Annotated in this window: 15 protein-coding genes; 9 read left to right on the top strand and 6 right to left on the bottom strand. The window is 60.5% G+C overall.

Translation table 11 applies throughout. The features are described from left to right. Positions 1-73: 73 nt before the first annotated feature. The 4 genes from FHT76_RS10560 (at position 74) to FHT76_RS10545 (ending at position 3,419) form a co-directional block, all read left to right on the top strand. Positions 74-712 carry a LysE family translocator gene (locus FHT76_RS10560; RefSeq protein WP_183859706.1) on the top strand — a complete coding sequence of 213 codons (639 nt, stop codon included), beginning with the start codon at positions 74-76 and terminating at the stop codon, positions 710-712. Between the two features lie 146 nt (positions 713-858). After that, on the top strand, positions 859-1,311 hold the full coding sequence (locus tag FHT76_RS10555) for a cytochrome c (protein WP_183751944.1): 453 nt from the start codon (positions 859-861) through the stop codon (positions 1,309-1,311). Between the two features lie 96 nt (positions 1,312-1,407). Then, positions 1,408-2,325 carry a cytochrome c gene (locus FHT76_RS10550; protein WP_183859704.1) on the top strand — a complete coding sequence of 306 codons (918 nt, stop codon included), beginning with the start codon at positions 1,408-1,410 and terminating at the stop codon, positions 2,323-2,325. 128 nt (positions 2,326-2,453) lie between these two features. After that, entirely contained in the window at positions 2,454-3,419 is a 966-nt protein-coding gene (locus FHT76_RS10545) for a hypothetical protein (RefSeq protein WP_259126747.1), read from the top strand. 12 nt (positions 3,420-3,431) lie between these two features. On the opposite strand, the gene FHT76_RS10540 is transcribed toward FHT76_RS10545, so the two are convergent. Further along, positions 3,432-4,010: a type 1 glutamine amidotransferase family protein gene (locus FHT76_RS10540; protein ID WP_183751938.1), complete on the bottom strand. Its 579-nt coding sequence runs from the start codon at positions 4,008-4,010 to the stop codon at positions 3,432-3,434. 40 nt (positions 4,011-4,050) lie between these two features. Continuing rightward, complete coding sequence (locus tag FHT76_RS10535) at positions 4,051-4,545, bottom strand: GNAT family N-acetyltransferase (protein ID WP_183751935.1); 495 nt, start codon at positions 4,543-4,545, stop codon at positions 4,051-4,053. A gap of 420 nt (positions 4,546-4,965) precedes the next feature. Between FHT76_RS10535 and dmeR the strand changes: the two genes are divergently transcribed. From dmeR to bla, 3 genes are all read left to right on the top strand, one after another. After that, entirely contained in the window at positions 4,966-5,238 is a 273-nt protein-coding gene (gene dmeR / locus FHT76_RS10530) for a Ni(II)/Co(II)-sensing transcriptional repressor DmeR (protein ID WP_183859700.1), read from the top strand. Positions 5,239-5,262: 24 nt separating this feature from the next. Then, a complete protein-coding gene (gene dmeF, locus FHT76_RS10525; RefSeq protein ID WP_183859698.1) occupies positions 5,263-6,255 on the top strand; it encodes a CDF family Co(II)/Ni(II) efflux transporter DmeF in 993 nt (330 codons plus the stop codon). A gap of 67 nt (positions 6,256-6,322) precedes the next feature. Continuing rightward, entirely contained in the window at positions 6,323-7,213 is an 891-nt protein-coding gene (bla, locus tag FHT76_RS10520) for a class A beta-lactamase (RefSeq protein ID WP_183859696.1), read from the top strand. A gap of 95 nt (positions 7,214-7,308) precedes the next feature. Here the strand turns inward: bla and FHT76_RS10515 are convergent, their stop codons facing one another. The 3 genes from FHT76_RS10515 to FHT76_RS10505 all read right to left on the bottom strand — a co-directional run bounded on the left by FHT76_RS10515 (position 7,309) and on the right by FHT76_RS10505 (position 11,687). After that, a complete protein-coding gene (locus FHT76_RS10515) occupies positions 7,309-8,418 on the bottom strand; it encodes a sulfite oxidase (RefSeq protein WP_183859694.1) in 1,110 nt (369 codons plus the stop codon). Between the two features lie 406 nt (positions 8,419-8,824). After that, positions 8,825-9,652 carry a dienelactone hydrolase family protein gene (locus tag FHT76_RS10510; protein ID WP_246712544.1) on the bottom strand — a complete coding sequence of 276 codons (828 nt, stop codon included), beginning with the start codon at positions 9,650-9,652 and terminating at the stop codon, positions 8,825-8,827. 379 nt (positions 9,653-10,031) lie between these two features. Further along, positions 10,032-11,687 (bottom strand): winged helix-turn-helix domain-containing protein, encoded by a 1,656-nt coding sequence (locus FHT76_RS10505; RefSeq protein ID WP_183859692.1) that lies wholly within the window; start codon positions 11,685-11,687, stop codon positions 10,032-10,034. A 69-nt stretch (positions 11,688-11,756) separates the two neighbouring features. Here FHT76_RS10505 and FHT76_RS10500 point away from each other — a divergent pair, with 69 nt between their 5' ends. After that, complete coding sequence (locus FHT76_RS10500) at positions 11,757-12,200, top strand: cupin domain-containing protein (RefSeq protein ID WP_183751925.1); 444 nt, start codon at positions 11,757-11,759, stop codon at positions 12,198-12,200. A 128-nt stretch (positions 12,201-12,328) separates the two neighbouring features. Here FHT76_RS10500 and FHT76_RS10495 read toward each other — a convergent pair whose 3' ends face one another. After that, positions 12,329-13,885, bottom strand: a complete 1,557-nt coding sequence (locus FHT76_RS10495) for a DUF1254 domain-containing protein (RefSeq protein WP_259126749.1) — start codon at positions 13,883-13,885, stop codon at positions 12,329-12,331. A 286-nt stretch (positions 13,886-14,171) separates the two neighbouring features. On the opposite strand from FHT76_RS10495, the gene FHT76_RS10490 reads away from it, so the two are divergent. Further along, complete coding sequence (locus FHT76_RS10490; protein ID WP_183859688.1) at positions 14,172-14,663, top strand: GNAT family N-acetyltransferase; 492 nt, start codon at positions 14,172-14,174, stop codon at positions 14,661-14,663.

Raw genomic sequence — 14,663 nt, 5'->3', positions numbered from 1 at the left:
TAGCACTCGCTATCGAATTGAAAATCAACCTGGTCTTTGAAATCGACCTTGAATTGGATAGCGGACAACTGACATGACCTACAGCGAAAATCTCTGGCTCTACTTCACGCTTCTCTTCGGCATCATCATCGTCCCTGGCATGGATATGCTATTCGTGCTGGCCAATTCGCTGACCGGCGGCAGGCGCACCGGCATCGCCGCGACCGCCGGCATCATGGCCGGCGGCGCCGTGCACTCGCTCTATGGCGCGGTCGGGGTCGGCGTGCTCGCCGTTCTCCTGCCGACCTTGTTCAATCCGCTGCTCTTTGCGGGGGCGGCCTACATGGCGTGGATCGGCTACACCCTGATCCGCAGTTCGATCACCGTCGATACGGTCGGGGCAGGCGGCTTGCATTCGGGTTGGCGGGCCTTTCGCCAGGGCGCAGCAACCTGCCTTATGAACCCAAAGGCGTACCTGTTCATGATCGCGGTTTACCCGCAATTCCTGAAGCCGATCTACGGTCCCATCTGGGCGCAGGGTCTTGTCATGGGCGTCATGACGATGGCGACGCAGGCCGCCGTCTACGGCACGCTGGCGCTGACGGCGGCGCGAAGCCGCACGCTGCTGGTGTCCAATCCGAAGGCGACGATCCTGGTCGGACGGATCGCCGGGGCGCTCCTCATCGCCGTTTCGATCCTCACCGCATGGCACGGCTGGCGCGTGCCGGCGTGAGGCGCGAATACGAAACGATTTAGGACTCTATTTTTCCTGAAATCTCACCCACTTGTTACTTTTTGGGGCGAAAAAATTTGCCATGATGCCGCCCGTCGGCGAGGCGCCGGGCTTCGCGGATCTTGTTATCAAAGAGGAGTGGAGACATGAGACTGAAAGCTATAGCCGCGGCAGTGCTTGTCGCCGGTCTGGGGGTCGTGGGCGTTGCCATTGCAGCGCAGGAGGATGGCACGCACGAAGCACGCTCTGCGCTGATGAAGAAGGTTGGCGGCGCGGCGGGTGCCATGGCGGCGATCGCCAAGGGCGAAAAGCCCTATGACGCCGAGGTAGTTAAGGCGTCGTTGATGACCATTGCGGAAACCGCCAAAGTTTTCCCTGATCAGTTCAAGCCTGGCACCGAAAAGGGTGACAAGGCGGCGAGCCCGAAGATCTGGGAAGATCATGCAGACTTCAAGGCCCGTGCGGCGAAGCTTTCGGATGACGCCGACAAGCTGCTCGCTCAGCTTCCGGCGGACCCGGCCGGTGTTGGCGCCGCCATGAAGGCGCTTGGCGCGAATTGCGGCGGCTGTCATGAGAAGTTCCGCATAAAGACCGAATAGCGATCCTGACCTTTCAGTCAAACGATCCGCGTCAGCCTTGCCGCTGGGGCGGATCGTTTTATGTTTGCAATGATGCGATTGGCACAGGAGCGGTGAATGGTCCGCAGGTTCGTCCGGTTTTTGCTCTGTCTTGTCGGAGTGTTCGTCATTGGCGGAGCGGTTTTCTATTTCATCACCGCACCGAATCCACTTCCTGAAAGTCACTGGGCCAACCTCGGCGAACCCGATCTGAAGAACGGCGAAATGGTCTTTTGGACCGGTGGCTGCGTCAGCTGTCATGCCGCTCCCGGATCGGAAGGCGACGCCAAGCTCACTCTGTCAGGCGGCTTGGCCTTGAAGAGCCCCTTCGGGACCTTCCATGTACCCAACATCTCGCCAGACGAGAAGGCGGGCATCGGCACATGGACGCTGGCGCAATTCGGCAATGCGATGAAGCGGGGCGTGGCGCCGAACGGCGAGCACCTCTACCCGTCCTTCCCCTACAACTCCTACGCCCGGATTAGCGACAAGGACGTCAACGATCTCTTCGGCTATCTGAAGACGCTGCCGAAAAGCGGCAATGTCGCCCCGCCGCACGAACTGCCGTTCCCCTTCAATATCCGGCTGGCGCTGGGCGGCTGGAAATTCCTCTATTTCAACGACGAGCCACGCGTCGCTCTTCCGGCCAATGCCGACGACAAGATCAAGCGCGGCCAATATCTGGTGGAAGGTGCTGGCCATTGCGGCGAATGCCATACGCCGCGTGATCGCCTTGGCGGATTTGAGGCAGACCAGTGGCTCGCGGGTGCGCCGAATCCGGAAGGGCAGGGCAGGATTCCCAACATCACGCCGGGCTCGAAAACCGTCGGTTCCTGGAGCCAGGAGGATATCGCCAACTATCTCGAGACCGGCTTTACGCCCGACTTCGATTCGGCCGGCGGCTCGATGGCGGAAGTGCAACGAAACCTTGCGCACCTGCCGAAGCCGGAGCTCGAGGCGATCGCTGCCTATTTGAAGGCGGTTCCCAACCGATAATATTAGCGATATCTCAAAAATGCCGCATTGCAGCACTCCACTTGACGCCGCGCACTGATAACCCTGTGGCGAACCCCGGTTCGCTTTCCGAATGACGCAACCAAAACGTCTTCCGAAAGGACAGCTGCATGCACAGCACGTCGATAGATCCTGCCGACGATCTCGAGACCGTTGCCCGCAAGGGCGGCAAATTGCGGCGCATGGCGGTGCGGATACCGACCTATATGGCTGATATCCGTGAAAACCCGGCTTGGCTGCCGATGTTCCTGTTGGCGCGAACGATACCGGCGCGCAAGGTGCATTGGCTGACCGCACGTCGCAGCAACGGCGCGATCGAGAAGTTGCCGACGCTCTTCAAGGGTGTGGATCACACAAGCGCAGTCGCGGCATTGAGGCGGGATGGGATATTTCCAGAGCTGACCCTGCCCGAAACGATCACCCGCGAAATCGCGAGCTTTGCCAGCGCCACCCCATGCTTCGGTAACTTCGATCGCAAGATCGAGTTTCAGGCGTCCGATCACCGCGCCGCCGAGCAGGAGTGGGGGAAGCCAATACTAAGCGGTCATCATTTCGAGCGAGCGCTCGATTGCCCGGCCGTTCGGACCGTCCAGCGCGACCCTGTTCTGTCGGAGATTGCCCGTTGCTATTTGGGGGCGCAGGCTCGCCTCATCACCACCCGCGTTTGGTGGAGCTTTCCGACGCGGGCGAGCGAAGCCGATCGCAGCCTTGCGTCGCTGGACAAGTTCCACTTCGATCTCGACGACTGGCGGATGCTGAAATTCTTCTTCTATCTCGTCGACGTCGACGAAGGTACCGGTCCGCATGTCTATGTCAGGGGCAGCCACAACAAGCGGCGCATCAAACATCAGCTGACCCTTCTGGTCGGCCATCCTGCCCACGAGATCCTGGATTTCTATGGCAAGGACAGCGTGACGACACTGACCGGAGCGGCAGGCTTCGGCTTCGTGGAAGATCCGTTCGGCTTTCATATGGGCACGGTTGCCACGACCAAGCCGCGCCTGATGATGGAGGTGGGCTTCGGCGTTTCCAAGCCCTCGCGCCGCCGCTTCCACGGCGAACCGGTGCTGCGATAAGCAGATGCCGCCTCAGGCCGCTTTGGGTTGATGCTCGGCGCCGAACATCAGGACGTATTGGTCCAACTCGTCGCCGGCATGCCCGAGGGCGCGGTAGATTTCCGCCGCAAAGGTCATCGGTGCCGAGCCCGGCGCGGTCACCAGCTTTCCATCACGCACGGCCTGCGGGCTGTCCTTGTAGCGTGCGTGGCCGGCATAGCCTGGCGCGCTGGCGATGAAATCGGCGGCGTTGCTGGTATGGTCGGTGGCATCAAGCACGCCGGCGCGGGCAAGCGCGAGTGTCGCCCCGCAAATTCCCGCGACGAGTTTGCCATGGGCGACGAAGTCGTCGATGACAGGCTTCAGATCGGGCGCTTTCTCCGTTTCCCAGATCGTTCCGCCGCAGAGCACGAGCCCGTCGAAGGCGTTGGCATGCAGGTTTTCCGCGGCGGTGTCGGAGGCGACGCGCATGCCGCCCATCGAGCGCACCTCAGCACCATCGGGCGTTGCGATCACCACGTCGAAGCCGAAATAGGAACGGGCAGAGGCCGTCAGTTGGGCGACCTCCCAGTCGGCGAATCCATCGGTTAGGACGATTGCAAGTCGGGTCATCCGTTTCTCCTTGCAGGCTGTCCGGGGCGGCCAATGCCGCTCATGCCAAAGCCTGCATATAGCGCATGCCGGTGACCGGGCGAGGAACGAAATCCATATTCTCGTAGAAGCGATGGGCCTGCACGTTGCCGGTGGCGGCGCTGACCGAGAGGTAGCCGCAGCCGGCATTGCGGGCGGTATCGCGGGCGCGGTTGACGAGATGCTGGCCGACGCCGTGGCCGCGATGGCCGTCACGCACGAAGAGGTGGTGCAAATCCATGCCGCGCGCGCCGTCCTGCGCCCTGTAAAGCGGCACGAGAATGGCGTAGCCGATCAGGCCCTCATCGCTTTCGGCAATCAGCGCGCTGATCCACGGCACCGGGCCGAACAGGTCGCGCTCGAGCTGCTCCGGGTTCGAGGCGGACGGATCGCCGTGATGTTTGGCGAGCAGGGCAATCATTTCGCTGAGTTCGGGGAGATCGCGCGGCTTGGCGGCGCGGATATTGATCACCGGCGGGCGGATCAATGAGAGTTCGCTATCTTCGATTTCAACCATGGTCTTCGCGTCCTTGTGTGGTGTTCTGCCGTCAGGACGCTGCCGATACAACAAAGCCGCCTGACGGCGGCTTGTTGACAATATGATCTGTCCGGCCGCCCCTTACAGGTACAGCCAAAAATACGAGCTGGTGATGTGCGCGTTCTTGATCATGTGCCGATAGATCATCCAGAACGCGCAGTTTGTCAATGGGGTTTACGCGCGGGCGCCGGGAAGCGCACAGCGTCGGCCGGTCAGCCGCCATCCCGTGCTTCGCCGTCGGTACTCGAAGCCGCTGTACCAGAAGAGGCCGCGCGTGCAGCGTCCGCCATGTCGTTCTCGACATCGAAAGCGCGAGCTGGCGGGCCGAACACGGCGAGGGGACTTTTCGCCAATGAGTTATTGATATAGGGTACCCCCCTATACTAAATGGATGAGGCCATGTCCCACACCACGCATCACAAGAAAAAGCTGATGGCTCGTGTCAGCCGTCTGAAAGGCCAACTGGAGGCCGTCGAGCGCGCCCTGGAGGCGGAGCAGCCTTGCGGAGAGATTCTGCAACTGCTGGCTTCGATCCGCGGCGCCCTCAACGGCCTGACCGGCGAGGTGCTGGACGATCATCTGCGCGAGCATGTCCTCCATGCCGCCGATGAGAAGGCCCGGGCGGAAGCAGTCGAAGAAATATCCGAAGTTCTGCGAACCTATATTCGCTGAGACAACCGACATGAGGAGCGTGCGATGAGCGCACAGACCGAAACACCTGAGCACGACCACGTTTTTCTGGGTGCCGATCATGACCGCAATGCTCGTCGCGTCTGGTTCGTCATTGCGCTGACAGCCGTCATGATGGTGGTCGAGATCGGTGCCGGAACCTACTACGGCTCGATGGCGCTGGTCGCTGATGGCTGGCACATGTCGACGCATGCGAGCGCGCTGCTGATCTCCGCCGTTGCCTATCTCTATGCCCGCCGCCAGGCACACAACCCGCGCTTCACCTTTGGCACCGGCAAGCTCGGTGACCTCGCCGGCTTCGCCAGCGCCATCATCCTGATGCTGATCGCCTTGCTGATGGCCTGGGAAAGCTTCCTGCGCATCACTCATCCGGTGCCGATCAGCTTCGCACAGGCGATCGGCGTTGCTGTCGTCGGTCTACTGGTCAACCTGGCAAGTGCCTGGCTCCTGAAGGATGACCATCATCACGGCCACAGCCACGGCCATTCTCACCATCACGACCACCATGATCACCACGACCACGGCGATCATGCCCACCATGGCGATCACGCGCATTCGGGACATTCCTCCGACAACAACATGCGCGCCGCCTATATCCACGTCATTGCCGACGCGCTGACCTCGGTGCTCGCCATCGCGGCACTGCTACTCGGCAGCCTGTATGGCTGGCTCTGGCTCGACCCGCTGATGGGCATCGTCGGCGGCCTTATAATCGCGCAGTGGTCCATTGGGCTGATGAGGTCGTCCGGTCGCGTGCTGCTCGATGTCGTGCCACGGGAGACGGACCTACAGGACGAGATCCGTTCGGCGCTGGAAACCGGCGGCGAGAGGATCACCGATCTGCACGTCTGGCAGGTCGGACCCGGCCATCATGCCGCAATCGTCGCTCTGGTGACGCCGCGGCCGGAAAGCCCCGCCTTCTATAAGGCGAAACTCGAACCGGTTGCCGGCCTCTCGCACGTCACCGTCGAGGTAACGCAGTCGGCTGCCGCCGCTTGACGCGACTCATCCGGGCCACAATCACTCTCTAGCCCTGTAGCCATTGATTTGAGGCAGAGGAATTTTCATGCGTGGCTTTTCGATCCGCCGCCGGACCCTTCTCGGTTCGGCATTGCTTTCACCTGCCCTGCTGCTGCCGCGCATGGCATGGTCGGAGGAGAGCGATGATGAAATCAACCGGCGGATGGAAGCGCTTGAGAAGGCGATCGGCGGTCGGATCGGTGTGTCGGCCATCGACACCGAGACCAACATTTCCTTCGGCTATCGCGAGACCGAGCGCTTTCCCCTCTGCAGCACGTTCAAGATCCTGGCTGCCGGCCTCGTGCTGGCGCGGGTCGACAAGGGACAGGAAACCCTCCAGCGCCGCGTCGTCTACGAACAGGACAACCTCGTCACCTATTCACCGGAAACGGAAAAGCACGTCGGTGGCGAGGGCATGAGTATTGGTGAGCTCTGCGAAGCCGCGATCACGCTCAGCGACAATACCGCCGGCAACCTGCTGCTGGAGAGCTTCGGCGGACCGGCCGAGCTGACCAAATGGCTGCGCACGCTCGGCGATCGCTCGACGCGGCTCGACCGCTGGGAAACGGCGCTCAACGAAGCCAAGGACGGCGACCCGCAGGATACCACCACGCCGGATGCAATGGTCGACACACTCGGCAACCTGACGCTGGGCTCGGCGCTGTCGGAGCCGTCGCGCGACAAGCTCGCAGCGTGGATGGTGTCGAATACGACAGGCGGCGCACGCCTGCGCGCCGGTCTGCCCGATACGTGGAAGATCGGCGACAAGACCGGCACCGGCAACAATGGCAGCGCCGCCGATATCGCCGTCCTCTGGCCGCCGGGCCATGGCGCGATCCTGGTTGCTGCTTACGTCACGCAGGCCAAAGCGCCGGTGTCGGAGATCAACCCTGTCTTCGCCGAAGTCGGGAAGATCGTGACCGATATGGTCGGATAGGTGTTTTCCGTCAAAGAGATGCGACGGAAACGTGAATCTCCGTCGCATCGATCTGAATCAGTTTGTGAAAGCCGGCATTTCGCCCATGCGGGTGATTAGATCACGAATTCCTCCGCGTATGTCTGTGGCTCGGGAACGACCGTAACCTCCACCGGAATGATCCAATTGGCCACGTAGCTCTCGCAGTCGGAACGCTGGAGGTCGGGCTGCATGCACCCCGCCCCGTCGGTCGCACGACATCGCAGTATATATTGCCCCACTTCTTCAGGGGTCCACATGTATTCCCACAAGCGCCATGCAAACGGACGGTCTGTTTCGAGGAGCCTTGCTTCGCGCCAGCCCCTGCCATCTCCGGTGCAGACCTGCACCTGCCGGATCGCAGCCTCTCCGCTCCAGGCGGCTCCAAAAATCCGGTACGGTTGGCCGACGATAAGACGCGCCCCCTGTACCGGACGCGCGATCTGCGCTTTGACCTCCATCTCCGCAAGGGGAACCAGCCTGGGTTCCCCGAGGCTGCGCTCCCAACGGAAATAGTCGCGCGCCTGCCAGTAGCCAAGGAACGGTTGCTCCACAACCGTGATATGCGTGATCCACTTGACCCAAGCCATGCCGAACCAGCCACCCACGACCGCGCGTAGCGGGTAGCCGTGATCGCGCGTCAACGGCTCCCCGTTCATCGAATAGGCAAGCATCGTGCTGTCAGCGATGGCCTTCTCAAGTGGTAAACTGCGTGCAAAAGCGATGGGGCCGGGAGAAGCCGTTTTCTTGTTCGCGTCGACGACGCCGCTGTCGGCGCCCGCGAGCAGAACCTCACACGCGGTTCGCTTGACGCCCGCCATTTCCAAAATCTCGCGCAGAAGAACACCTGTCCACGCGGCATTGCCGACGGCTCCATTCTGCCACTGCAACCCTTCCCTCGGAGGCACATAGTAGACGCGCCCGTTTCCTGCGCATTCGACGACGGCGGTGAAAGTCGTGCTCTGCATCGCCTTGATGGTATCGAGGTCAAGTTCGAGCGGCCGCTCCACCGCCCCGTCAACGCGCAATCTCCAGTCTCGCGCATCGAGGTCGGGCGACGGGAAATGGTTTCGCACGAAGAACAGCTCGGTTGGGATCAGCCAATCGGAGAGCGACGCAAACGGAAACTCGATGTTCTGTGGGGATTTCTGTCGAACTATTAGACTGGGTTGCTGTGGTGTCGGCATCGTCCTCGTCTCCTTCCAAGAGCACAACGTCGGCTCCTCGGTCGCGCGAATTGCGGTTCGATCACACTGGCCCTCGCAGTGCATGTGTCGCATTCCGTCTTCGGGCCCATTCTAGCACGCGGCACGTTCCTCGGGTCGTTCTCGAACGGCAGCAAAGGGCAGCAAACAGCAGTCCTTTTGTCATCTCTATCGCCATACTCACGCGATCACTGTCAGCAAAGAGATGCGACGGAAACGTGAAGTTCCGTCGCATCGATCTGAATCAGTTGGTGAAGCCTTTCGGGCGCAAAATGACCGGACCACGCCTTTTGCGGGCCTTTTGGAATAATGCCGGAGCGGCCCAACATGCGCAACACGGCCACGATCAATCGTCACGTTCGGCGAAATCCGACCAAGGTGCGGCGACCTAACCTAAAGTCGCCTTTAGGAACTCAATCGTGCGCGACCAGGCTAGCTTCGCTGCTTCGGCTGAGTAGTGCGCGCTGTTGCTGTCGTCATCAAAAGCGCGCTCCGTGTTCTCGTAGGTGAAAATCTCGGCCCTTACGCCAGTCTTTTTCACCACGTCGACAAACGCCGGAATCTCGGGATCTACGAAAGGGTCTTTGCCAGCCAGGTTGAGCAGGAGTGGCGTCTTGATAGGGCCCACATCGGCAACCGACGGCGGGTGCCCATAGAAGATAACCGCGCCACTGAGATCAGTCCCTTTGGTGACCAGGTCGTCTATCGCAGTCGCGCCCAATCCAAAACCGACTGCGCCAATCTTCCCGTTGCTCACGCCGTCGGATTTTAGCCAGACCAAGGCTACCTGGGTATCGGCAGCCATGTCTGATCTTGTCTCCATTCCCACCGTTTCGAGGGCAGGCCCGCCTTCGGCCGGCGTCCCACCAAAACGCGAAGCATAGTCAGGCGCCAATGCGACAAATCCCTCAAGGGCCAGGCGCCTTGTGACCTCCTCGAAATGCGGCGTCAGACCCAACTTGTCATGAACCACCACCACACCGGGGTGAAGCTTGGTGCTGTCCGGGCGGGCAAGATAGCATTCAAGTTTGCCCCAAGCCGTATCGAGAGCCACCCTTTCGGTGCGCAATCGCGGGTCGTCATTGGCGACTTGAGCCGCATTTGCATATTCGGACGCAAGGCACGCGGGCAGCGTTGCTACGGCTGCCACTCCGGCCAAGCATTCCACCGTATCAACAAGAAATACCCGACGCTTCATGTGTGCAAGGAAGTCCAACGACGTCGATCTCCGCTGGGGCAAGACATATTAGCGCAACTCTCCGAGTGCAGAAACCTGCAGCGGAGGGGTAGGGCTCGAACCTTGATCGAGCGAATTCGATTTCGCGAAATGGCCGCATAGGGACGCCGCGGTCTAAGGATTGTGCCGCCGCGGCCATCCGCGAGTTGAACTGGAGCCCGCGGTTTGGGTTCGACGAGGTGTTCACGCAACTGGATAGGCGAAGCCCGGGTGATGCCGTCGGGATCGCAGATGAACCGGAAGCCGGAATAGCCGGCCGCAGAATATCGTTAAGCGAGCCGGTTGCGTTGGTTGCGACGGGCAAGACAACAGTCTTGGCCGCTTCGCGCCAATTGCGGACAGCAGTATCTGGAACGGCCTAGTCGAGCGTCGGTTGCCGCAGCGCCTTTTGCGCGGCCCCTGTCGGAAGAGGGTTACTCGGGATTTGCGCCAACAATTCTGCCAATCGTTGCTGCCAATGCGGATTCCGCTGTCTCAGCGGCTCTAAAGCATCGCCTGGCGGGTTCTCCATTTCGCTCATCAATTCGCGCGATGTTCGAGCCTCTGTAAGACGCCCGACGGTCGCATAGCAGCAGGCCAGCGTTTCTTGGACCGGCCGCCATGCAGGGCGCACCTTTTGGGCTCTCACGGCGGCAGCTAGGGCGTTGGCTCCGTCGCCGGCAAACAAGTGGGCCAGCGCCAGAAAGTTCAGCCAAACGAAGTTCTGTGGGTCATTGGCATTCAACATGAGGCCGTGTTCCAGTGGCGCTATGGCACTGGATGCACTACCCCTAAAGAGCTCCGCCATTCCCAAGACAAGGTGGCCAAGGGCGAAACTCGGGCTGATCTCGATCGCCCTTTCGGCGGCAAGGACCGCCTGTTCGGGTGCATTCGCGTACGCGCTGCAGATCGCCAACGCGTAGTGTGTGTATGGGTTCTTTTCGTCGAGCCGAACTGCCGCCAAGGCGGCATCCAACCCTTCCCTGATGTCTTCGGAAGGACGCTCGCTCCATCCATAGGCGACGATGCCTGCGCTCACCCGACCAAGCCAGAGATGGGCTTCGGCAAGTTCGGGGTCGAGCCGGCACGCCTCCCTGAATAGCTCTCGTGCCATTAGGTGGGTCTCCTGGCCAACGCGGTGGAAATGCCAGGTCCCCTGCCGCACTATCTCCCACGCCGTCATATTTCCCGTGTGCCGCGCTGCCGCGGGAAGTGACGCCGTCTTCAGCAGTTCTGGCTCAATCGCACCCGCGATCCTCTCCGCGATGGCGTCTTGAACGGCGAATGCCTCTTCCAGTTCCACGTCATACCGTTCGGCCCAGACTTCACTGGCCGAAGTGGTCTCGACCAGTTGAGCGGAGACCCGAAGGCGACTGCCCGAGCGGCGCACACTTCCTTCGAGCACATAACCGACACCCAGTTCCTGGCCCACCTGCTTGGCGCTGACCGACTTGTCCCTGTAGACAAAACTTGAATTGCGCCCGATTACCCGAAACCATCGAAATCTCGTGAGCGCAGTGATCACATCTTCGGTGATGCCATCCACCAGATACGCCTGCTGCTTGTCATTGCTCAAATTGGCAAACGGTAGAACCACGATCGATGGTCTGCCGGGGTTCGCGGGCGAACCGGGCAACGCCGCGGGCGTATCAACGGCAGCAGGATGCAGGCTATTGACCCGGCCGGCAAAACGATACCCCACACGAGGCACGGTGGCGATCCACTCGTTCCCCTCTGGTTGGGGACCCAGCATCTTGCGTAAGGCCGAGATCTGAACCGAGAGATTGCTCTCCTCGATGATCGCGGTGGACCAGGCAGCTTCCATCAGTGCGGACTTGCTCACGACCTGCGTCGAGGCCCGCACGAGCGCGTGCAGCAGCAACAAGCCCTTATGGCCAATTGCCACCCGCCGTCCTTCGCAAGTCAGTGCGCCGCGCTGCATGTCGAGGATGAACGCCCCGAACGCGAACAGTTGCGGCACGACGCTAGCGGCCACGGTTTCTTCAGAAGAATTCGGGACTTTTTGGCCTCCCATTAAGGACTCCAGTCGGTCTTCTTGTGATGCTTTTGCCTAGGTCGCCAAGCTAGCACAGAGGAGATCAAAATGACGATTTCAAAAGAACGAACCGATGCAAGTCTGGGCTTCTCGCGGGGCAAGGCCTCGATATCCAAAGGGGACGCGGGATACCAAGCTGAACAGGGGCCTGATTACCTGCCCGGCATTAGTGCGGAGTCAGTTGGCTCAGCCGCATTGTGGCTCGGGATCGCTACGATCCCGCCTGGGAGACGCACCAAGGCGCATGTGCATGAGCGCCACGAGAGTGCTTTCTACATGTTGAGCGGTGAAGAGTTGGAGCTATGGAGTGGCGATGAACTACAGCATAGGGATCTGATGCACCCCGGAGATTATCTATACATCCCCGCCAACGTTTTGCACGTGGCCGTCAATCGGGGAGCCGAACCAGCCGTATTTGTCGGGGCGCGCAACGAACCAACTGCGCAGGAGAGCGTTGTTCTTTATCCTGAAATGGATTCCCGAGTGCCATGACAGACGGAAGACTGCTTGGGGCCGAAGGCCGACATTGGCGGACGGTGGCTAAGCGCCAAAAGCGGTCATTTGCGAAGCCTAAGGGGCAGGCACCAGTGGTACCCGCCACACCGCCTAAAGGCGGGCTATCAGGTCTTCACTGCTTCGATCTTTGGCGGTTGCCATGAACCGTCCAAAATGCCTTCCTTGCCCCAATAGGCGCGGATGTAGAGCGAGAACCTTCCGTCCGGTGCCGGGAGCCAGTTGGTTTCCTTGTCCTTGCCTGGAGACTTCGCACCAACGTGGAGCGTGAGCGAACCGTCGCTGTTTCGCTTAAGGTTCTTGTTCTTGGTGCCGAGAGAATGCCGCTTGAGATCATTTGCATGGAACAGATGCTTGTCGTTGTAGAGCGTCAGCGACCAGAAGCCATTGACCGGAGGTTCCTGTCCCTTCGCGAAGGTGACGGAATAACTGCCGTTCCCGGAGAGCTGTTTACCGGCAGCGTCATAGTCGGTGTAGAAATACTGCGTCTCGCTTGGCCGGTTGTCGAACATGTTCGACTTCGACGTTCCGGTCCTGTTGAAGTAGTCGAGACCGAATTGCGCATTGTTGGTCGAACGGTTCCATCCGTTGCCTGCCGGTCGGCCATTGTGCTTCCATTCGAAGAATGGGCCAATGACATTTTTCTCGGTCTCAACGGCTGTCTCCACGAGCAGTTTCTTTAGGTCCGCATCCTTGTCCGCTGTATCAAGCAGTAGCCGGAACTGGCCGTACATCGCCTCTTCGCCCGGAAGAGGATCGACCTTGGCAAGGACTTCGCCAAATTGATCGAAAAACTTTTCCGGAATGACCCATTTCGTCTCCCCACCACCGCCATCAGGGTCGGACGACTGCGGCACGGGAATTTCCTTGGCTGAGGCCCATTTGATCGTTTTCATCTCGCCGCTGAAGTCCTTCAGCGGATAGAATACGACCTGGTCGATTGCTGACTGGATCGCTTTCTTGTCCTCGGGCGTATCGTCCTGGAAGATACGCGGTATGGCGTTTGCCAGTGCTGTCGGGCAACGGATGATGTCAGTAATTCCATTCGGCTTCAGGCCGTTCCATCTAGGGCCGACCAGCAGATAAAATCCCGGTTTCGTTCCATATGGTTTGCCGACATGACCGAACTGGTCGGTGCGGTGGTCGTACAGGGCGTAGACCCAGAAGCGGTCTCCAAAGTCAGGTACCTGTGCGACCACCGGCTCATCGTCGAGCGAAAAGAAGCCGAGGCCATAGACGACATCCTGATTGGGGCACGTGACAAAGGTTTCGGACGGTTCGATGTAGTCGTGAAGCATGCCCACCTGTCCGCGCGGAGCGGCTGGCAGGATGCCGCCCAACAGGCCCGGATATGGAGCCTGCGTGATCTTGGCATTGCGGTTCAGCATGTTGACCATCGGCCAACCCCAGACATATGCCATCTGCGCAATGGTCTTGGCGTACCCCGGCTGCATCAGAACCCCGGTGGCTGGCATGGTGATATCGGGAGCCGCGCCAACCGACTGAGCTTGGACGCTTTCTGCTGTGGCGATGATGGGTGCTGCTGCGAAGGCCACCGGTGCTGCCACCCGCGTCCCCAGGGCAGCTAGTGCCGCCGCTCCAATACTGCTCTTCATGGCGTTTCGGCGGGTGACTTGTAGTAGGCTATCTGGTGTCCTGCTCATGATGGGCTCCGGTCAATTCGAAGGCGAACGGCAACAATGCTCGCCGACCGAGCACACCATTCCTTTCAAGCACCGGTAAGTACGTTACGGTAAATGTTACATCTGTTGCCGGCATATCGGCCCGGATTTCATGGCTCCTTTGGGCCGCCAGCTGCCCCTCTTCGCTCGACCGCCCTTGCGCCAGACGCGGACAAATACGAAGTGACTAGGCGCGCCCAAACGATACAATCATGATTTGCCTGCCTATATAATCGTGCGCAGCTGAACCGGTGGAAAAGGGCCCTGTATGTCTCCGCAGATCAAGACCGACGCGCGCGACGATGCTTTTGCGGTGCGACGCGCTGTCTTTATGGACGAGCAGGGCTATGAGAATGAGTTCGACGGCATCGACGACAGCCCCGCCTGCGTGCACGTGACGCTCTATATCGATGGCGAGCTTGCCGGCTGCTCACGCCTGTTCCCCGAGCAAGTGGAGCGAGCACTTGCGCCCGAGAGCCCGCAGTCGCCCACATGCATCCTCGACGAGGGCGTGACAGCAGGGGAGACGTACCTGCTGGGCCGCGTAGCCGTGATGCCGGCGTTTCGCCGCCGGGGCTTGGCGAGTGTCATCGTCGCTGCGAGCGACGAGGCGGCGCGCAAGGTCGGCGCCAAACTGGTGAAGCTGCATGCCCAGGAGTACGCGCACGATCTGTACGCCAAGCAGGGCTATACGCGGATCAGCGATGTCGATTACCAGGACGAGGGCCAGCCGCACCTTTGGATGGCCAAGCGGCTGTGA

Source organism: Rhizobium sp. BK176 (assembly GCF_024808055.1).
Note: the sequence above shows the minus strand (reverse complement) of the source record. Positions and strands in the feature narration are given on the sequence as shown.